Source organism: Streptomyces sp. NBC_00249, assembly GCF_026342355.1.
GTDB lineage: Bacteria > Actinomycetota > Actinomycetes > Streptomycetales > Streptomycetaceae > Streptomyces.
The window spans coordinates 1,944,621-1,962,705 of the sequence record NZ_JAPEMV010000001.1 but is presented as its reverse complement, the minus strand read 5'-3'; the positions used below and the strand labels follow the sequence as shown (position 1 = coordinate 1,962,705).

Genomic DNA, 18,085 nt, shown 5'->3' with positions numbered 1-18,085 from the left:
ACCGGGTCCCCGCGCCCTACCAGGGCAGCTCGGTGCGGGCCGGTGCGGAAGCGGCGTACGCCTCGTCCACCGCCCGCAGCTCGAAGACGGCCGCGCGTTCCCCGGCGGCGCGGGTGACGGAGGGCAGGTGGAGCGCCGTGCCGCAGGTGCCGCCCAGGAAGCGGCGGGCGCCGTCGGGGAGGCGGCGGTGCAGCTCGTAGTGCCGGACCGGCCCGGCCGCCCGGTGCCACGACAGGCGCACCTCGGCGCTCCCGCCCCGCCGGGCCGAGGTATCCACCCGCAGGTGGGAGGGCGGGGCCGGGTGCCGGCCGGCGGCGGTGTCGCGTACCGACAGGGCCCCGAGCCGCCAGGACACCGGGGTCTTCCCGCGCGCCGTGATCCGTACGGCGAGGGCGTACGCGGTCCTCCCGGCCAGTGCCGTGAGGGGGATCCGGGAGGTCCGCCAGCCCGGGCCGCCGCCCCGGGTCCCCGCGGGCAGCCAGGTGTAGGGGAGCGGCGCGCCCGGGGCGGCTGCCTCGCGCGTCGCCACCCCGAACTCCACCGAGACCGGGGCGCCGCCCGCGTCCGTCCGGTGGACCAGCTCGGCGACCGTCGTGCGGGTCAGCTCCAGCCGCGTCGCGTGCAGCCCGACGGCGGCGGGCGCGGTCAGGGCTCCGGTCAGCAGCAGGCTGGAGCCGCCGCGCCAGGCGTCCGCGAAGTCCAGGACCACCTCCGGGCGCGGCCCGGCGCTGTCCACGACCCAGCGGCGGCCGGGGAGGCGGTCCTGGAGGCCGAGGTGGTTCCAGGGCGTGTCGGAGGTGACCTCACCGCCCTCGTACCAGCGCAGTCCGTGCCCGGTGTTGAAGGAGCAGGCGAAGGGCGGGCCGGTGACCGTGGAGCGGTCGGCCACGGCGGTGGCGGGGGCCCGCCAGCCGGTGTCGCCGGTGTCGGGTGCGGGTCTGGCCGGGTCGAGGGAATCGCCCGTCCAGAAGCGGTCGTCGGCGCGGTGGAAGGCGCCGGGGGAGCGGTCGGCGAGGTGGTTCCTGGTCCACTCCGGCCGGTAGAGGCCGAGGCTGACGACGTGCTCCCGGTCACGGGGCAGGATCGCGTCCCAGCTGACCGTGGAGTCCCAGCCGCGGGACTCCACGTCCACCGCTGCCCACAGCTCGTGCCGGGAGCGCCCCAGCGCCTCGGCGCGCGCCCCCGAGGCGGCCAGCCGCTCCGGGGTCCAGCGGAAGTCCACGAACATGCTGTCCGCGACCTTCCCGGCCCGGTCCTCGAAGAACTCCTGGTTCAGTGCGTTGAGTTCCCCCTGCCAGCCCACCCGGCCGGTGCTGTTCATGGCGTCGTACCAGGTGACGCGCAGCCCGTGCGCCTCGCCGGCCGTCCGCAGGGCCCGCAGGAACTGCCGCATCCGGGTCGCGAGCGCGCTGTCGCCGCCGTCGGTCTCGGCGTTGACGAACCAGCCGTCGAAGCCGTACGTCCGCGCCACCCGGACCAGCTGCTGCGCGACCGGGAAGCGGCCGAGGGCGTCCCGCTGCACCAGGTCCCGGGTCCAGCGCAGGTCACCCCCGTAGGCGACGGGCGGCAGGAAGACGTTGCCCAGCACGCGCACGCCGTTGCGGTGCGCGGCGTCGACCACGGGCGCGTTCGGGGCGAGGACGAGGCCCTCACCCGCCGAGCCGCCCCAGAACACCAGCTCGTCGAGGTACGCCCAGTGCGTGAGCGCGTAGAAGTCGGCGGTCGCCGAACCCTGCGCGGGATTGCGGGCGGTGGGCCCGAAGGAGACCAGCGAGGAGATCCGGGCCTGGCCCGCGCGGGCGCCCCGGTTCGCCGGCACCGGCGTGAAACGCGGCGCCAGCGGCACGCTCGCGGTGTTGTGGGCCAGGTCCGGATCCGACTCCGGGGACCACTCCTTGAGGGAGCGCCACACGATCCCCGGGCCCGGCTCCCCCTGCGGGAGGGAGTCCGGGAACCAGTAGGAGGCGTACGGGGCCAGGCCCGGCGGGGAATCGGCCGCCGCGGCCGCCCCCGTGGACCCGAGGAGAGCCGCGGCTCCGGCGGCCGCTGCGGCCAGCACCGCGCGCCGGGGCGGCCCGGGTAAGGACGTACGGGGTGATCCGGTGCCTTCGTCGGGCGTCGTCTCGGGCATGCGCGGGCTCCTCGCGAAGGGGGACGGGCGGTCAGATGACGTCGTGCACGCGCAGCACCTCGGTGATGCCCCGCGCGGACAGGTGGGCCCGGTCCCCGGCCAGCTCCTCCAGGACCACCGCCGGGCGCACCCCCCGGGCCGTCAGCGCGGCCCAGGCCTCGAAGAACGCACCGCCGGGGGCGCACGCCGACCGCCCCGGGGCGTGCTCCGCCCCGCCGACGTCCACGGCCAGCGCGGTGGACCGTACGGCCGGCCGGTGCTCCCGGCCCCGCCAGGCGGCCGCGATCCGGGCCAGGGCGGCGCCGGCGGGCTTGACGCGGCGGTCGTTGGTCAGCAGGCCGAGCCCGTACTCCAGCTCGGGGAAGTCCGCGAGCTCGCGGGACACGTCGTGCGAGCACCACCAGGTCACCCCCCACAGGTCCGGGCAGTCCAGGGCGTTCGCCACGGTGGCCCCGGTGAACTCCGCCGCGTGCTCGGGCCCGATCAGCGGCGCCGGCGCCCCGACCTCCTGGAGCCAGACCGGGCGGCGCGGGTCCCGGGCCCAGGCCTTGGACAGCTCGATCAGGTACGCGGCGTGGTGCTCGGTCGCCGTCCCGGTGCGGCCGTGGCGCTGCGCCGTGCCGTTGAACACCCACGAGTGCACGGCGGTGGCCGCGCCCAGCCGGGCCGCCTGCGCGGGCGTGAAGGGGTGGCCGTCCTGGTACCAGGCGGCGTCGTACTCGGCGTGCAGGTGGAACCGCCCCGGCGCGCCCTCCTCGCAGGCGGCGAGCATCCGCTCCAGCCAGCGGGCCGCCGCCCCCGGGGTGATCCGGTCGGGGTCGGGGTGCGGGGGGCCGGAGAACTGGTTGATCTCGTTGCCGACGGTCATGCCCAGGAAGGCGGGCCGGTCGGCGAGCGCGGCGGCGAGGGTGCGCAGGTACTCCGCCTGCGCGGCGACCACGTCCGCGTCGTCGAAGATGCCGCGCCGGTGCCAGGTCGCGGTCCAGGAGGGGAGGAAGTCGAAGCTCGACAGGTGGCCCTGGAGCCCGTCCACGGCCACGTCGAGCCCGCGCTCGGCGGCCGCGTCGGCGAGCGCGACGAGCTGCTCGACGGCGCGCGGCCGGATCAGGGTCCGGTTCGGCTGGAAGACCGGCCACAGCGGGAACACCCGTACGTGGTCCAGGCCCAGCGCGGCGACCGAGTCGAGGTCGGCCCTGACCTCGTCGAGGTCGAAGTCCAGCCAGTGGTGGAACCAGCCCCGCGTCGGGGTGTAGTTCACGCCGAAGCGGAGGGTGCGGGGGGTCTGGCGCATGAAAGGTCCCGGAGTTCGGGGGAATTCACCGGACGCCCATAACCTGCCGTCCGCCGGACCGGTAAGTCAACAGGGCCACTTATGCGCTTCAGTCCGCTGGACGCAGGGCTTCAAGCCACTCCCGCTGCTCGAACTAATGCGGTTTAGTTCTCCTTGTCCCGGAGCTGACCGAACGGAATAGGACAGTGAAATCCCGGGCGTCACCGAGGGATGAGGCAGGCATGGCCCGCAGACCCACCATCAAGGACATCGCCCGCCGGGCGGGGGTGTCGGAGAGCGCCGTCTCCTTCGCGCTCAACGGCCGGCCGGGGGTCTCGGACGACACCCGCGCCCGGATCCGCCGCGTCGCCGAGGAGCTCGGCTGGCAGCCCAACAGCGCGGCCCGCGCCCTGTCCGGGGAACGCTCCGGCGCGGTCGGCCTGGTTCTGGCCCGCCCCGCGCACACCCTCGGCGTCGAATCCTTCTTCCTCCAGCTGGTCTCCGGCATCCAGGAGGTGCTCTCGGCGGACCGGACCGCGCTCCTGTTCCAGGTGGTGGAGGACATCGACGCCGAATGCGCCGTGTACCGCAGGTGGTGGGCCGAACGGCGCGTGGACGGCGTCCTCGTCGTGGACGCCCGTACGAGCGACCCGCGCCCGGAGCTCCTGGCCCGCCTCGGCCTCCCGGCGGTGATGATCGGAGGCCACGCGGCCCCGGCCGGTGCGGTCTCCTCCGTCCGGGCCGACGACGCGCGGGCCATGGCCGAGGTGCTGGCGTACCTCCACGGGCTCGGGCACCGCCGGATCACCCACATCGCCGGGCTGCCCGGCTTCGCCCACACCGCCCGCCGCGTCGCCTCGCTGCGCGCCGAGGCCGGGCGGCTCGGGCTGCCCGCCGGGCAGGTGCGCTCCGTGCCGACCGACTACTCCGACGCCGAAGGGGCCGCCGCCACCCGCCGGGTGCTCGCCGAGCCGGAGCCGCCCACGGCCCTCGTCTACGACAACGACGTGATGGCGGTGGCCGGCAGCGCGGTCGCGGCCGAGCTCGGCATCCCGGTGCCCGGCCGGCTCTCCGTCGTGGCCTGGGACGATTCGGCGCTGTGCCGGGTCACCCACCCCCGGCTCACCGCCCTGGTCCGCGACACCGCCGGATTCGGCCGGCTGGCGGCGGAGGAACTCCTCGCGGTGATCGCCGGAGCCCCGCCCCGCGACCGCGAGAGCGAGCAGCCCCGGCTGGAACCCCGCGAGAGTACGGCCCCGCCCCCGGCCGCATACTGAAATCCGACCCCTTCCAGGAGCCCCACCGTGACCACTCCCACCTCAGCTGCCTTCCCCGCGCCGCGCACGGGCGCCGCCGCGGCCACCGGTCCGACCGTGGCGATCGACATCGGCGGCACGAAGATCGCGGGCGCGCTGGTCCACCCCGACGGCACCATGACGGCCGCCACCCGCCGCCCCACCCCGCGCGGGACGGACGCCGAGGGGGTCATGGCGGCGGTCGCAGAGGTGGTCGCGGACCTGTCGCGGGCCCCGCTGTGGGGCCAGGCCGTCCGCTGCGGCATCGGCAGCGCCGGGCCCGTGGACACCTCGCTCGGCACGGTCAGCCCCGTCAACATCGCCGCCTGGCGCGGGTTCCCCGTTCAGGCCCGGGTCGCCGAGGAGCTGAGCGCCCGCGGGGCCCGGATCCCGACCGTCCTGGCGGGCGACGGCGTGGCCATGACAGCGGCCGAACACTGGCTGGGCGCAGCCCGGGGCCACGCGAACGCCCTGTGCATGGTGGTCTCCACCGGCGTCGGCGGCGGCCTGATCCTGAACAACCAGCTCCACCCCGGCCCCACCGGCAACGCCGGCCACATCGGCCACATCAGCGTCGCCTTCGACGGCGAGCCCTGCGCCTGCGGCGGTCACGGCTGCGTCGAATCCCTCGCCTCGGGCACCGCCATCGCCCGCTGGGCCCTCGCCCAGGGCTGGACCGGCCCCGACCCCACGGCGGCGGGCGTCGCCGCCTCCGCCCGCGCGGGGGACCCCGTCGCGCTGGCCGCCTTCGACCGCGCGGGCCGCGCCCTGGCCGCGGCCATCGCGGCCACCGCCACCCTCGTGGAGACCGACATCGCGGTCGTCGGGGGCGGGGTCGCCGCCTCCGGGGACACCCTCTTCGCACCGATCCGGCGGCACCTGGCCTCGTACGCCACCCTGTCCTTCGTCAAGGATCTCCAGGTGGTCCCGGCCACCCTCGGCACCCATGCCGGGCTGATCGGCGCGGCCGCTGCCGCGATGATGCTGCTGCCCGCCGGACCGGCCGCTACGGCTTGACCGAGCGGTAGTACCGCCGGGCCCCCTCGTGCAGGTCCAGCGGATCCGTGTAGATCGCCGTCCGCAGGTCCACCAGCTGCGCGGCGTGCACCGCGTGCCCGATCCGGTCCCGGCTGAGGATCACCGTCCGGGTGAACTGCTCCGTCAGCTCCGCCCCGCTGTCCTCCCGGGTGACGAGGAGGTTCGGCACGGCGATCGTGGCCACCGCGGAGGTGTTGCGGGCCCGGGCGTACGCGTCCTGCGGCATCACTGCCGCGCGGTAGTAGCGGGCCGGGGCCCCGCTCGCCTGGAGCTGGTCCAGCAGGTCGCCGAGCTGCACGAGCCGGATGTCGAAACGCTCCGACAGCTCGCGCACCGCGCTCGTCGGGAGCCCGCCGGACCAGAAGAAGGCGTCGATGCGGCCCGCCTCCAGCTCCGCGGGCATCGTGTCGATGCCGATCGCGACCGGGGTGATGTCCCGCTTGGGATTCAGCTTCGCCGCCGTCAGCAGCCGCTCCGAGACCAGCCGTACGCCGGAGCCGTCCTGGCCGACGGCGACCCGCTTGCCGCGCAGGTCACGGGCCGACTGCACCGGCGATCCGGCGGGCACCACCAGCTGCACGTAGTCGTCGTAGAGGCGCGCGCAGCCGCGCAGCCGCTCCGCGCCGGGCTTGCCGTCGGCCCGGTACTGGGCGACCGCGTCCGCCGTCGCCACCGTGAAGTCGGCCTCCCCGGCGGCCACCCGCTGGAGGTTCTGCCGGGATCCCTCACTGGTCTCCAGCCGGACCTTGACCCCGGGCATGTCCTGCGCGAGGGCCTCCTCCAGCAGCTGGCCGTAGCGGTGGTAGACGCCGGTACGGACCCCCGTGCTGAAGGTGAGGTCACCCGTGAGCTCTGGCTCCCCGAAGGGCCGCAGCCACCACACCAGCCCCGCGAGCACCGCAAGCACCGCGACCAGACCCTGGAGGGCGCGGCGCCGGGAGATACGGGGAGGTACGCGGAACATGCGGGCGATCCTGCCACCCGCCCGCCGTCCTGTCACGAAACCCCTGCCCCGGGGGCTCCGTACACGACGCGCTGCGTACACGACGCGCTCCGGACACAGCGGGACCCGGCAGACTCCGCTCCGCCCGTAGGGTCGGTCACACGCCGGCCACGGTGTCGAGGAAGCGGGCCAGCAGGCGGCGGGCCGCGGGGCCCGAGGGGCCGTCCGTGCGCCAGGCCAGGGCCACCCGCCCGCGCAGCTCCGGCCCGGTGATCCGCAGCGTCCGCAGCGCCTCCCCGCCCGTAGCCTCCCCCGCGGCCTCCCCCGTCTCCGCGCCCGAGGGGAACACCGCCACGCCCAGGCCCCGGGCCGCCAGCCGGGCCAGTACCGCCGGGGTCGCCGCCTCGAAGTCCACCCGGGGCGTGAAGCCGAGCTCCGCGCAGGCCCGCTCCAGCACCCCGCGCACCCCCGTCCCGTGCGGCAGGGCGATCAGGGGCCGGTCGCGGAGCGCGCCCAGCGGGATCGTCGCGCGCACGGCCTCCCGTACGAGCGGATGGCCGGGCCGCACCGCCGCCACCAGGGGCGCGTCGAGCAGCACCCGGGTGGAGACCCCCGCCGGGGGCTCCTCCCCGCCCAGCCCGACCAGGGCCAGGTCCAGCCGGCCGTCCCGCACCGCCGCCAGCATGCGCTCCGAGGTGTCCTCGGCCAGCGCGATCTCCACCCGGGGGTGCGCGTCGTGGAAGTCCCCGAGCAGCGTCACCACGTCGAAGCCCTCCGACCGGGCCGCCGCCGCACCCGGGATCAGCCCCAGTGCCACCCGGCCCCGCAGCAGCCCGGAGAACTCGTCGGCCGTCCGCCGGATCCCCTCCACCGCCGCCAGCGCGGCCCGCGCGTACGGGAGCACCGCCTCGCCCGCCTCCGTCGGCGTGACCCGCCTCCCGGACCGGTCGAGGAGCCGCTGCCCGAGCTCCCGCTCCAGCTGCGCGACCTGCGCGCTCACCCCCGGCTGGGACACGTGCAGCCGCGCCCCGGCCCGCGTGAAGCCGCCCTCCTCCACCACCGCCACGAAGTACCGCAGCTGCGTCAGTTCCATAACGGTGGATTCTAGATCGTAGAAGGAATCACTCTTGGACTTATGGCAGGCCCGGCCCCGACCCTGGACCCATGAGCCGGACGCCGACCACCGACACCGCCCGGGCCACCGCCGCCGAACGCCGCGAGCTGGCCGACCTACTCGACGCCCTCGCCCCCGCGCAGTGGGACGCCCCCTCGCTCTGCGCGGGCTGGACCGTCCGCGAGGTCGCCGCGCACATGTCCCTGGGCTTCCGCACCTCCCTGCCCGGCTTCGCCGCCGAGCTGCTCAAGGCCCGCGGCAGCCTGCACCGGATGACCGACCGCACCGCCCGCCGCGACGCCGCCGCCTTCACCCCGGCCGAGCTCGCCGCCCTGCTCCGCGACCACGCCCACCACCCCTGGAAGCCCCCGGCCGCCGGCCCCACCGCCGGCCTCGCGCACGACGTCGTCCACGGCCTCGACATCACCGTCGCCCTCGGCCACCCCCGCCGCGTCCCCGAGGACCGGCTGCGCCCCCTCCTGGCGGCCGCCGTCGAACCGTCCGGCCTGCGCTTCTTCCGGGTCGACCTGAGCGGTATCCGCCTCGTCGCGGACGGCCTCGACTGGTCCCACGGCAGCGGCAGCCCCGTCCACGGCCCGGCCCAGGACCTGCTGCTCGTGCTGTGCGGCCGCCGCCTCCCGGCGGGCAGGCTGCACGGGGGGCCGGAGGGCTCCCGGGTACCGCCTACCCTTGTTGCATGACCAGCAGCAGCGACCGGAGCCCGGCAGTGGACCTTAAGGGAACTTACGAGGTGCGCACCTACGGGTGCCAGATGAACGTGCACGACTCCGAGCGACTCTCCGGTCTGCTGGAGGACGCGGGCTACGTCCGCGCCCCCGAAGGTTCCGACGGGGACGCCGACGTCGTCGTCTTCAACACCTGCGCGGTACGCGAGAACGCCGACAACAAGCTGTACGGCAACCTCGGCCGCCTCGCCCCCATGAAGACGAAGCGCCCCGGCATGCAGATCGCCGTCGGCGGCTGCCTCGCCCAGAAGGACCGCGACACCATCACCAAGCGCGCTCCCTGGGTCGACGTCGTCTTCGGCACGCACAACATCGGCAAGCTGCCCGTCCTGCTGGAGCGCGCCCGCGTCCAGGAGGAGGCGCAGGTCGAGATCGCCGAGTCGCTGGAGGCCTTCCCCTCCACCCTCCCGACCCGCCGCGAGTCCGCGTACGCCGCCTGGGTCTCGATCTCCGTCGGCTGCAACAACACCTGCACCTTCTGCATCGTCCCGGCGCTGCGCGGCAAGGAGGAGGACCGCCGTCCCGGCGACATCCTCGCCGAGGTCGAGGCGCTGGTCGCCGAGGGCGTCTCCGAGATCACCCTGCTCGGGCAGAACGTCAACGCCTACGGCTCCGACCTGGGCGACCGCGAGGCCTTCAGCAAGCTGCTGCGCGCCTGCGGGCAGATCGAGGGCCTGGAGCGGGTCCGCTTCACCTCCCCGCACCCGCGCGACTTCACCGACGACGTGATCGCGGCCATGGCCGAGACCCCGAACGTGATGCCGCAGCTGCACATGCCGCTCCAGTCCGGTTCCGACCCGATCCTCAAGGCGATGCGCCGGTCCTACCGGCAGGAGCGTTTCCTCGGGATCATCGAGAAGGTCCGCGCCGCGATCCCGCACGCCGCGATCTCCACCGACATCATCGTGGGCTTCCCCGGTGAGACGGAGGAGGACTTCCAGCAGACGATGCACACCGTCCGCGAGGCCCGCTTCGCGAACGCCTTCACCTTCCAGTACTCCAAGCGCCCCGGCACCCCGGCCGCCGACATGGACGGCCAGATCCCCAAGGAGGTCGTCCAGGACCGCTACATGCGCCTGGTCGCCCTCCAGGAGGAGATCTCCTGGGAGGAGAACAAGAAGCAGGTCGGCCGCACCCTGGAGGTCATGGTCGCCGAGGGCGAGGGCCGCAAGGACGGCGCCACCGACCGCCTCTCGGGCCGCGCCCCCGACAACCGCCTGGTGCACTTCACCAAGCCCGCCGAGGACGTCCGCCCCGGCGACGTGGTCACCGTCGAGATCACCTACGCCGCCCCGCACCACCTCCTCGCCGAGGGCCCGACCCAGGCGGTACGCCGCACCCGCGCCGGCGACGCGTGGGAGAAGCGCAACGCCGCCCCGGCCCAGCCGGCGGGCGTCATGCTCGGCATCCCCACCCTCGGCGTCCCGGCCCCGCTGCCCGTCACCACCTCGGGCTGCGCGATCGGCTGACCACCGGCCACCGGGGGCGGCTAGGCTGCGGATCATGCTCGTAGCCGCCGCCGTCTGTCCCGCGCCGCCGCTCCTCGTGCCGGAGGTCGCCGCGGGCGCCGCCGCCGAACTGGACGACGCCCGTACCGCCTGCTCCGACGCGCTCGCCGTGCTCGCCGCCTCCCGGCCCGACCTGCTGGTCGTGGTCGGGGCCGCCGACGCCGGCCACCTCGGGCCCTACCCCCCGGGCTCCCGCGGCACCTTCCGCGGCTTCGGAGTGGACGGGGGCCCCGGCTCCGGCGTACAGCTCGGGGAAGGCGAGGAGGGGGCCCGGCTGCTGCCGCCCTCCCTCGCCGTGGGCGCCTGGCTGCTGCGCCGCGCCCGCTGGGGCTCCGCCCCCGTCGAGGGGTTCGGGGTCGCCGCTCCGCTGGAGACGGCCGCCTGCCTGGACGCCGGGCGCGGCCTCGCCGCCCGGGAGGCGCGCGTCGCCCTGCTCGTCATGGGTGACGGCAGCGCCTGCCGGACCCTGAAGGCCCCCGGCTACCTCGACGAGCGCGCCGCCGCCTTCGACGCCGCCGCCGGACGGGCCCTGGGCGCCGCCGACACCGCGGCGCTCGCCGGGATCGACCCCGCGCTCGCCGCCGAACTCCAGGCGGCCGGGCGCGCGCCCTGGCAGGTCCTCGCGGGCGCCGCCGAGGACGCCGGCCTGGACGGCCGGCTGCTGTACGAGGACGCCCCGTACGGGGTCGGCTACTTCGTGGCCGCCTGGTCCTGAGCGGACCGCCGGGCGGGGACCGCCGCCGGACACGGCGAAGGGGCGCGGGACCGGTCGGTCCCGCGCCCCTTCCGGTACCGCGTCAGGGGGCCGCCGGCGGCGTCGGCCCGCCGGGAGTGTCCTTGTGCGCGATCTTGCCCAGGGCGTCCTTCGCCTTGCCCGTCCCGCTCGTGATCCGGTCGCTGTACTTGCCGTGGGTCTTGGAGTCCACGGCCTTGGCGACCTTGTCGAGGCTCTCGCCGATCTTGCCCTCGTGCTGCTGAGCGAGGTCACCGACCTTGTCCTTGGCCGGAGCGAGCTTGGCCTTCAGATTGTCCAGCAGGCCCATGGGTCACCTTCCAGTGGCGGTGGCTACGTGCGGGCGCCCTCGCCGGTCTCGCTGTCCGCGGCCGCCTCGGCCGACTGCTGCTTCGGGATCTCCACACCCTCGGCCGCCGCCGCCTCGGACGTCCCCTCGCCGGCCTCCTCGGCCGGTTCGGTCTCCGCCGTCAGCGTCTCCGCCGCCTCGGCCTCGGCGGCGACCGCCTCGGTCGCTACCTCGTCCTTGCGGCGAAAAAACCGGTCAAAAACGCCCATGTCTACTCCCATAACGTTACTCGTGCGGGTGAAGTTCCGCCGTGGCCGGACCGGCCTCCACCAGGTGCGCGCCAGGCGCACGCCGGGCCGGAACCTCTTCAGGGCAACGACCCCCGCCGCACCCCGTCACGTAACCCGATCGGGTACACGCCGTTCGGTTTGCGAGACTGTGTCGGTGAGGAATGCAGCCCCCGCCCCGCGGGTCATCGCCGTCGTCGGTCCCACCGCGGCCGGAAAGTCCGATCTGGGTGTCGCCCTGGCCCGTCACTTCGACGGCGAGGTCGTCAACGCGGACTCCATGCAGCTGTACCGGGGGATGGACATCGGCACCGCCAAACTGACGGTGGAGGAGCGCGGCGGCGTCCCGCACCACCTCCTCGACATCTGGGACGTCACCGAGACCGCCAGCGTCGCCGAGTACCAGCGGCTCGCCCGCGTCGAGATCGACAAGCTGCTCGCCGAGGGCCGCACCCCCGTCCTCGTCGGCGGATCCGGCCTCTACGTCCGTGGCGCCCTCGACGCCATGGAGTTCCCCGGCACCGACCCCGAGGTCCGGGCCCGGCTGGAGGAGGAGGCCACCCTGCGCGGCCCCGGCGCCCTGCACGCCCGCCTCGCCGCCGCCGACCCGGCCGCCGCCGCCGCGATCCTGCCCAGCAACGGCCGCCGCATCGTCCGGGCCCTGGAGGTCATCGAGATCACCGGGCGCCCCTACACCGCCAACCTGCCCGGCCACGAGTCCGTCTACGACACCGTCCAGATCGGCGTCGACGTCGCCCGGCCCGAACTCGACGAGCGGATCGCGCTGCGCGTGGACCGCATGTGGGAGGACGGGCTGGTCGACGAGGTGCGCGCCCTGGAGGCCCAGGGCCTGCGCGACGGAATCACCGCCTCCAGGGCCCTCGGCTACCAGCAGGTGCTGGCCGCCCTCGCGGGGGAGTGCACCGAGGAGGAGGCCCGGACCGAGACCGTCCGCGCCACCAAGCGGTTCGCCCGCCGCCAGGACTCGTGGTTCCGCCGGGACCCCCGCGTGCACTGGCTCAGCGGGGCCGCCGCGGACCGCGGGGAACTCCCCGGACTGGCGCGCTCGTTGGTCGAACGAGCGGTCACAGCCTGATCACGTGATGGCATCGGGACGCCCCGTGCGCCCGTCGCGGGGCCAAGGCCGTGCCATCATCAAACTTCTGAACAGCGGCGTACGAAGTCCGAGTGGGGAGGGCGCGTGGCTATGGAGGCCGGCCCTCGGGACACCGGGCGGGACGACACCAGGCAGGAAGCGGACCCGAAGCTTCACAGCGGGCCCGGTGAGCCGGGCGTGCCCGTCGAAGCCCAGCCGCCCGGCACCGGTGAGGCCCGGGGCACGGGCCCCGGCCCCGGCGCCGGTACGGGCGCGCCCGCGCCCGCCGCCGCCGACGGGCTCGGGCTGCCCGCCGACCCCGCCCGGCTGAGCCCCGACGGCCCCGACGCGTCCGACACCGGCGCGGAGGACGTCTCCGGCCCCGAGTTCGAGGTCGAGCTCCGCCCGCAGCGCCGCCTGCGCATCTGGCAGATCGCCCCCATCGTGATGCTGGCCGCCGCCGGGTCCCTGATGTTCGCGTTCCCCCTCGCCTTCGAGTTCGGCGACGGCGGAGCCGTGGTCGCCATGCTCGGCTTCCTCATCAGCTCCTGCGCGGGCGGCTGGGGCATGATGGCCGCGCGCCGCGTCGGCTACACGTGGCCCGGGCTCCCGCCGCGCGGCAGCGGCCGCCGGCCCGACTGGCGGATGGCCGCGCTGTACGCGCTCGTCGCGCTGGCCGTCGTAGCACTCGCCGTGTACCGGGTGGCCCGGCTCCGCTGACGGAGTCGGCAGCGCGCCGATCCCCGCCGGTCAGGGCCGGTGCCGGCTCGGTACCATGGCACGGTGACGCACACCACCCTCCCCTTCCTCAAGGGTCACGGCACCGAGAACGACTTCGTGATCGTCCCGGATCCGGACAACGCCGTCGAGCTGCCCGCGAGCGCCGTCGCCGCACTGTGCGACCGCCGGGCCGGCATCGGCGCCGACGGTGTGCTGCACGTGGTCCGCTCCGCCGCCCACCCCGAAGCCGCCCACATGGCCGCCGAGGCCGAGTGGTTCATGGACTACCGCAACAGCGACGGCTCCGTCGCCGAGATGTGCGGCAACGGCGTACGCGTCTTCGCCCGCTACCTCCAGCACGCCGGCCACGTCGAGCCAGGCGACCTGGCCGTCGCCACCCGCGGCGGCGTCAAGCGGGTCCACCTCGACAAGACGGGCGACGTCACCGTCTCCATGGGCCGCGCCCTGCTCCCCGAGGGCGAGGTCACCGTCTCCGTCGGCGAGCACACCTGGCCCGCGCGGAACGTGAACATGGGCAACCCGCACGCCGTCGCCTTCGTCGAGAGCCTCGACCAGGCCGGCAACCTGTACAGCCCTCCGCCCTTCAGCCCGGCCTCCGCCTACCCCACCGGGGTCAACGTCGAATTCGTCGTCGACCGGGGCCCCCGGCACGTCGCCATGCGCGTCCACGAGCGCGGCTCCGGCGAGACCCGCTCCTGCGGCACCGGCGCCTGCGCCGTCGCCGTGGCAGCCATCCGGCGCGACGGCGCCGACCCCGCGCTCACCGGCGCACCCGTCTCGTACACCGTCGACCTCCCCGGCGGCACGCTCGTCATCACCGAGCACCCCGACGGCCGGGTCGACATGACCGGACCGGCCGTGATCGTGGCCTCCGGCGAGTTCGAAGCCGCCTGGCTCACCGAAACGGCTTTCGCCTGAAGATTCCCTCTCATGGGTGATCCGTTTCACGCTGAGCGAGAGGTGGACTGCGCCACGTGGTGGGGTCGGTAACATCAGGCACCGGCCCTGAGGGCTCACCCCATGCCCGCCACCGCCGGTCGAAGCCGCCGGAGGTGCCCATGAGTGCAGAGGCCACGAACCCCGAAGCACATGCCGAAGTGCGTCCTGAGCTGCGCAGACGGGGCCGGACCCGGCTCGATCTGCGCCGCCTCGGCCGGGCGGCCCTGCTAGGGCCGACGTCCCGCGACCGACTCCCGGACGCCATCGGACACGTAGCAGAAGCGCATCGCGCCCACCATCCGGACGCCGACCTGTCCATCCTGCGGCGGGCCTACCTGCTCGCGGAGACCTCGCACCGCGGCCAGATGCGCAAGAGCGGCGAGCCGTACATCACCCACCCGCTCGCCGTCACCCTGATCCTCGCCGAACTCGGCGCCGAGACCACCACCCTGACGGCCTCGCTCCTCCACGACACCGTCGAGGACACCGACGTGACCCTCGATCAGGTCGGCGAGGAGTTCGGCGACGAGGTCCGCTTCATCGTCGACGGCGTCACCAAGGTCGAGAAGATCGACTACGGCGCCGCCGCCGAACCGGAAACCTTCCGCAAGATGCTCGTCGCCACCGGCAACGACGTCCGCGTCATGTCCATCAAGCTCGCCGACCGCCTCCACAACATGCGCACCCTCGGCGTGATGCGCCCCGAAAAACAGGCCCGCATCGCCAAGGTCACCCGTGACGTCCTCATCCCGCTCGCCGAACGCCTCGGAGTGCAGGCCCTCAAGACCGAGCTGGAAGACCTCGTCTTCGCGATCCTGCACCCCGAGGAGTACGAGCACACGCGCGCGCTCATCGCCGCCCACTCGGGAGAGGCCGACCCCCTCCCCGCCATCGCCGACTCCGTACGCGCCGTCCTGCGCGAGGCCGGGATCTCCGCCGAGGTACAGGTACGCCCCCGGCACTTCGTCTCCGTCCACCGCATCGCCCGCACCCGCGGCGAACTGCGCGGCTCCGACTTCGGCCGGATCCTCGTCCTCGTCGGCGAGAACGCCGACTGTTACGCCGTCCTCGGCGAGCTGCACACCTGCTTCACCCCGGTCGTCTCGGAGTTCAAGGACTTCATCGCCGCCCCCAAGTTCAACCTCTACCAGTCACTGCACACCGCCGTCGCCGTCCCCGAGGGGTACGTCGCCGAGGTCATCGTCCGCTCCCGCCAGATGCACCGCGTCGCCGAGGCGGGCGTCGTCGCCCTCGGCAACCCGTACACCACCGGCGAACCCGCCGACAGCGACGAGGAACGGGTCGACCCCACCCGCCCCGGCTGGCTCTCCCGGCTCCTCGACTGGCAGCAGTCCGCGCCCGACCCCGACACCTTCTGGACCGTACTGCGCGCCGAACTGGCCCAGGACCGGGAGATCACCGTGTTCCGGGCCGACGGCGGGACGCTCGGCCTGCCCGCCGGGGCCAGCTGTATCGACGCCGCCTACGCCCAGCACGGCGAGGCGGCGCACGGCTGTATCGGCGCCCGCGTCAACGGGCGCCTGACCTCCCTGTCCTCCCCGCTCTCCGACGGCGACACCGTGCAGCTGCTGCTCGCCCACGACGCCTCCTCCGGGCCCGCCGCCGACTGGCTGGAGCACGCACGGACCCCGGCCGCCCGGATCGCGATCAGCAGCTGGCTGGAGTCCCACCCCGACGGGGCCGGGCCCGCCGCCGCCGCGCCCCGGGCGCCGCTGTCCGTGACCGGGCTGCGCGGCGGCGGGGGCAACGCCGTCGCCGACCTGCCCGACGCCCACGTCCGCCTCGCCGGGTGCTGCACGCCCGTCCCGCCGGACGCGGTCGCCGGGTTCGTCGTACGGGGCGGGGCCGTCACCGTGCACCGGGTGCACTGTCCCGCCGTGGCCCAGATGCGGTCGCTGGGGCGGACCTCGGTCGCCGTGCACTGGCGGGCCACCGCCGACTGCCGGGTCACCCTCCTCGCTGAATCGTTCGGCCGCCCGCACCTGCTGGCCGATCTGACCGAGGCCATCGCCCGCGAAGGCGTCGAGGTGATCTCCGCCACCGTGGAGCCGCCCGTGGAGCAGCGGGTCCGGCACAGCTACACCCTGCAACTGCCCGACGCGACCGGGCTCCCGGCCCTGATGCGGGCCATGCGGGACGTACCGGGCGTGTACGACGTCAGCCGCGCGTAGCCGGCCCCAGGGACTTCAGGGGGAAGAGGGGGAACCGGGGGCGGGCGGGGGCTCGTGGGGGTGTGAGCGGGGGCTCCGGGGGCGCGGGGGCGTGCACCGGGGGCGTACGTAGCCCGGGACGGGGCCGCAGCGCCTCGTTCGGGTGGCCGCGTCGCGCGTCGCGCGCGGGCCCGTGCCGGGCGCTGGTAAGCGGTGGTGGATGCAGCTCACCTCCCCCCGCCTGCGCGCCGCCCTGCTCGCGGCGGCCTCCCTGACCCTCGTCGCCGCCGTGCTGCCCCCGCCGAAGCCCCTGGGCATCGGCGACCGGCTGTTCCCGGAGCTCGGCAACCCGGGGTACGACGTCCTCTCGTACGACCTGTCCCTCACGTACAAGGACAACCTCAGCCCCCTCGACGCCGTCACCGTCATCGAAGCCCGCAGCCTGGAGCCGATGGAGCGGATCAACCTCGACTTCACCCACGGGAAGGTCGCCTCCGTCGAGGTCAACGGGCAGCCCGCACGGTTCGAGAGCGCGGGGGAGGACCTCGTGCTCACCCCCGCGCAGCCGGTCGCCGCGAGCACGCCGCTGCACATCACCGTCCGCCACACCAGCGACCCGCGCGGCCGCGGCGACGGCGGCTGGGTCCCCACCGAGGACGGCCTCGCCATGGCCAACCAGGCCGACGCCGCCCACCGCGTCTTCCCCTGCAACGACCACCCCGCCGACAAGGCCTGGTTCACCTTCCGCGTCACCACCCCGCCCGGTCTCACCGCCGTCGCCAACGGAGTGCCCGGCGCCCTCCCCGCCGCGCGCGCGGGCGGCGCGACCGTGTGGACGTACCGCACCCTGCACCCGATGGCCACCGAACTCGCCCAGGTCTCCATCGGCCGCTCCGCCGTCGTCCACCGCACCGGACCGCACGGACTGCCGCTGCGCGACGTGGTCCCCGAGGCCGACCGGGAGAAGCTGGAGCCCTGGCTGAAGAAGACCGCCGGCCACGTCGAGTGGATGGAGCGGCACGTCGGCCGCTACCCCTTCGAGAACTACGGAGTGCTCATCGCGCGGGCCAAGACGGGCTTCGAGCTGGAGACGCAGACCCTCTCCCTCTTCGAGCACGGCCTCTTCACCGGCGAGGGCTACCCCGAGTGGTACGTGGAGTCCGTCATGGTCCACGAACTCGCCCACCAGTGGTTCGGCGACAGCGTGACCCCCCGGACCTGGTCTGACCTGTGGCTCAACGAAGGACACGCGACCTGGTACGAGGCCCTGTACGCCGACGGCCTCGGCAAGTACGCCCTGGAGCGGCGCATGCGCGAGGCCTACCAGCGCTCCGACCAGTGGCGCGCCGCCGGCGGCGCCCCGGCCGCCCCGAAGGCCGCCGCCCCCGGGGAGAAGATCGGACTGTTCCGGCCCGTGGTCTACGACGGGGCCGCGCTGATCCTCTACGCCCTGCGCCAGGAGATCGGAGCGGAGGCCTTCGACCGCGTCGAGCGGCGCTGGGTGGCGGAGCACAAGGACTCGGTCGCGAGCACGGAGGACTTCGTACGCCTGGCCTCGCAGGAGGCCGGACGCGATCTCGGGGCCTTCCTGGAGCCCTGGCTCTACGGCACCACGACCCCGGCCATGCCCGGACACCCGGAGTGGAGCGCCCCCGCTACCGCCCAGGCCCCGCCCGCCGCACCCGCCGCCGCGGCGGCTGCGAAGCCGTAGCGGGCGCCGCCCCCGTACCGCCGCCGGGAAAACGGTATGACGGGCCAGGAACGGGCATGACACCATCGACGAG

The 18,085-nt window shown here is 74.8% G+C and carries 16 protein-coding genes; 10 read left to right on the top strand and 6 right to left on the bottom strand.

Features of this window, described 5'->3' with window-relative positions; translation table 11 throughout:
- Positions 1-16 precede the first annotated feature (16 nt).
- The gene (locus OOK31_RS08610; RefSeq protein WP_267011746.1) at positions 17-2,131 is read right to left on the bottom strand and encodes an endo-beta-N-acetylglucosaminidase; all 2,115 of its coding nucleotides are present in this window, start codon (positions 2,129-2,131) and stop codon (positions 17-19) included.
- Positions 2,132-2,162: 31 nt separating this feature from the next.
- Positions 2,163-3,422 carry a glycosyl hydrolase gene (locus OOK31_RS08605; RefSeq protein WP_267011745.1) on the bottom strand — a complete coding sequence of 420 codons (1,260 nt, stop codon included), beginning with the start codon at positions 3,420-3,422 and terminating at the stop codon, positions 2,163-2,165.
- Positions 3,423-3,643: 221 nt separating this feature from the next.
- Here OOK31_RS08605 and OOK31_RS08600 point away from each other — a divergent pair, with 221 nt between their 5' ends.
- Both OOK31_RS08600 and OOK31_RS08595 read left to right on the top strand, forming a co-directional pair.
- Positions 3,644-4,678 (top strand): LacI family DNA-binding transcriptional regulator, encoded by a 1,035-nt coding sequence (locus tag OOK31_RS08600; RefSeq protein WP_267011744.1) that lies wholly within the window; start codon positions 3,644-3,646, stop codon positions 4,676-4,678.
- Between the two features lie 96 nt (positions 4,679-4,774).
- Positions 4,775-5,713: an ROK family protein gene (locus tag OOK31_RS08595; RefSeq protein ID WP_267011870.1), complete on the top strand. Its 939-nt coding sequence runs from the start codon at positions 4,775-4,777 to the stop codon at positions 5,711-5,713.
- Here OOK31_RS08595 and OOK31_RS08590 read toward each other — a convergent pair.
- Together OOK31_RS08590 and OOK31_RS08585 are read right to left on the bottom strand one after the other, a co-directional pair.
- Positions 5,703-6,698, bottom strand: coding sequence for a TAXI family TRAP transporter solute-binding subunit (locus OOK31_RS08590; RefSeq protein ID WP_267011743.1), 996 nt, complete (start codon positions 6,696-6,698; stop codon positions 5,703-5,705). The two genes, OOK31_RS08595 and OOK31_RS08590, sit on opposite strands and share 11 nt — an antisense overlap.
- A gap of 136 nt (positions 6,699-6,834) precedes the next feature.
- On the bottom strand, positions 6,835-7,770 hold the full coding sequence (locus tag OOK31_RS08585; protein ID WP_267011742.1) for a LysR family transcriptional regulator: 936 nt from the start codon (positions 7,768-7,770) through the stop codon (positions 6,835-6,837).
- A gap of 71 nt (positions 7,771-7,841) precedes the next feature.
- Here OOK31_RS08585 and OOK31_RS08580 point away from each other — a divergent pair, with 71 nt between their 5' ends.
- The 3 genes from OOK31_RS08580 to OOK31_RS08570 are packed head-to-tail and all read left to right on the top strand — an operon-like array spanning position 7,842 to position 10,760.
- Positions 7,842-8,492, top strand: coding sequence for a maleylpyruvate isomerase family mycothiol-dependent enzyme (locus OOK31_RS08580; RefSeq protein WP_267011741.1), 651 nt, complete (start codon positions 7,842-7,844; stop codon positions 8,490-8,492).
- On the top strand, positions 8,489-10,006 hold the full coding sequence (gene miaB, locus OOK31_RS08575; RefSeq protein ID WP_267011740.1) for a tRNA (N6-isopentenyl adenosine(37)-C2)-methylthiotransferase MiaB: 1,518 nt from the start codon (positions 8,489-8,491) through the stop codon (positions 10,004-10,006). Before OOK31_RS08580 ends, miaB begins: the two co-directional genes overlap by 4 nt.
- A 34-nt stretch (positions 10,007-10,040) precedes the next feature.
- The gene (locus OOK31_RS08570) at positions 10,041-10,760 is read left to right on the top strand and encodes a class III extradiol dioxygenase subunit B-like domain-containing protein (RefSeq protein ID WP_267011739.1); all 720 of its coding nucleotides are present in this window, start codon (positions 10,041-10,043) and stop codon (positions 10,758-10,760) included.
- An 82-nt stretch (positions 10,761-10,842) separates the two neighbouring features.
- On the opposite strand, the gene OOK31_RS08565 is transcribed toward OOK31_RS08570, so the two are convergent.
- Positions 10,843-11,088 (bottom strand): antitoxin, encoded by a 246-nt coding sequence (locus OOK31_RS08565; protein ID WP_267011738.1) that lies wholly within the window; start codon positions 11,086-11,088, stop codon positions 10,843-10,845.
- Positions 11,089-11,111: 23 nt separating this feature from the next.
- The gene (locus OOK31_RS08560) at positions 11,112-11,336 is read right to left on the bottom strand and encodes a hypothetical protein (RefSeq protein WP_267011737.1); all 225 of its coding nucleotides are present in this window, start codon (positions 11,334-11,336) and stop codon (positions 11,112-11,114) included.
- Positions 11,337-11,511: 175 nt separating this feature from the next.
- Between OOK31_RS08560 and miaA the strand changes: the two genes are divergently transcribed.
- From miaA to OOK31_RS08535, 5 genes are all read left to right on the top strand, one after another.
- Positions 11,512-12,450: a tRNA (adenosine(37)-N6)-dimethylallyltransferase MiaA gene (gene miaA, locus OOK31_RS08555; RefSeq protein ID WP_267011736.1), complete on the top strand. Its 939-nt coding sequence runs from the start codon at positions 11,512-11,514 to the stop codon at positions 12,448-12,450.
- Between the two features lie 111 nt (positions 12,451-12,561).
- Complete coding sequence (locus OOK31_RS08550) at positions 12,562-13,170, top strand: hypothetical protein (RefSeq protein ID WP_267011735.1); 609 nt, start codon at positions 12,562-12,564, stop codon at positions 13,168-13,170.
- A gap of 63 nt (positions 13,171-13,233) precedes the next feature.
- Positions 13,234-14,109 (top strand): diaminopimelate epimerase, encoded by an 876-nt coding sequence (gene dapF, locus OOK31_RS08545; protein WP_267011734.1) that lies wholly within the window; start codon positions 13,234-13,236, stop codon positions 14,107-14,109.
- A gap of 140 nt (positions 14,110-14,249) precedes the next feature.
- Positions 14,250-16,322: a bifunctional (p)ppGpp synthetase/guanosine-3',5'-bis(diphosphate) 3'-pyrophosphohydrolase gene (locus OOK31_RS08540; protein ID WP_267011733.1), complete on the top strand. Its 2,073-nt coding sequence runs from the start codon at positions 14,250-14,252 to the stop codon at positions 16,320-16,322.
- Positions 16,323-16,521: 199 nt separating this feature from the next.
- Positions 16,522-18,012: a M1 family metallopeptidase gene (locus tag OOK31_RS08535; RefSeq protein ID WP_267011732.1), complete on the top strand. Its 1,491-nt coding sequence runs from the start codon at positions 16,522-16,524 to the stop codon at positions 18,010-18,012.
- Positions 18,013-18,085: the final 73 nt, after the last annotated feature.

Coding starts and splice junctions, on each gene's coding strand:
- OOK31_RS08535 (WP_267011732.1), top strand. CDS start 16,522: ATGCAGCTCACCTCCCCCCGCCTGCGCGCCGCCCTGCTCGCGGCGGCC.
- OOK31_RS08600 (WP_267011744.1), top strand. CDS start 3,644: ATGGCCCGCAGACCCACCATCAAGGACATCGCCCGCCGGGCGGGGGTG.
- OOK31_RS08610 (WP_267011746.1), bottom strand. CDS start 2,131: ATGCCCGAGACGACGCCCGACGAAGGCACCGGATCACCCCGTACGTCC.
- OOK31_RS08585 (WP_267011742.1), bottom strand. CDS start 7,770: ATGGAACTGACGCAGCTGCGGTACTTCGTGGCGGTGGTGGAGGAGGGC.
- OOK31_RS08550 (WP_267011735.1), top strand. CDS start 12,562: ATGGAGGCCGGCCCTCGGGACACCGGGCGGGACGACACCAGGCAGGAA.
- OOK31_RS08605 (WP_267011745.1), bottom strand. CDS start 3,422: ATGCGCCAGACCCCCCGCACCCTCCGCTTCGGCGTGAACTACACCCCG.
- OOK31_RS08580 (WP_267011741.1), top strand. CDS start 7,842: ATGAGCCGGACGCCGACCACCGACACCGCCCGGGCCACCGCCGCCGAA.
- OOK31_RS08560 (WP_267011737.1), bottom strand. CDS start 11,336: ATGGGCGTTTTTGACCGGTTTTTTCGCCGCAAGGACGAGGTAGCGACC.
- OOK31_RS08565 (WP_267011738.1), bottom strand. CDS start 11,088: ATGGGCCTGCTGGACAATCTGAAGGCCAAGCTCGCTCCGGCCAAGGAC.
- OOK31_RS08540 (WP_267011733.1), top strand. CDS start 14,250: ATGAGTGCAGAGGCCACGAACCCCGAAGCACATGCCGAAGTGCGTCCT.
- OOK31_RS08570 (WP_267011739.1), top strand. CDS start 10,041: ATGCTCGTAGCCGCCGCCGTCTGTCCCGCGCCGCCGCTCCTCGTGCCG.
- miaB (WP_267011740.1), top strand. CDS start 8,489: ATGACCAGCAGCAGCGACCGGAGCCCGGCAGTGGACCTTAAGGGAACT.
- OOK31_RS08590 (WP_267011743.1), bottom strand. CDS start 6,698: ATGTTCCGCGTACCTCCCCGTATCTCCCGGCGCCGCGCCCTCCAGGGT.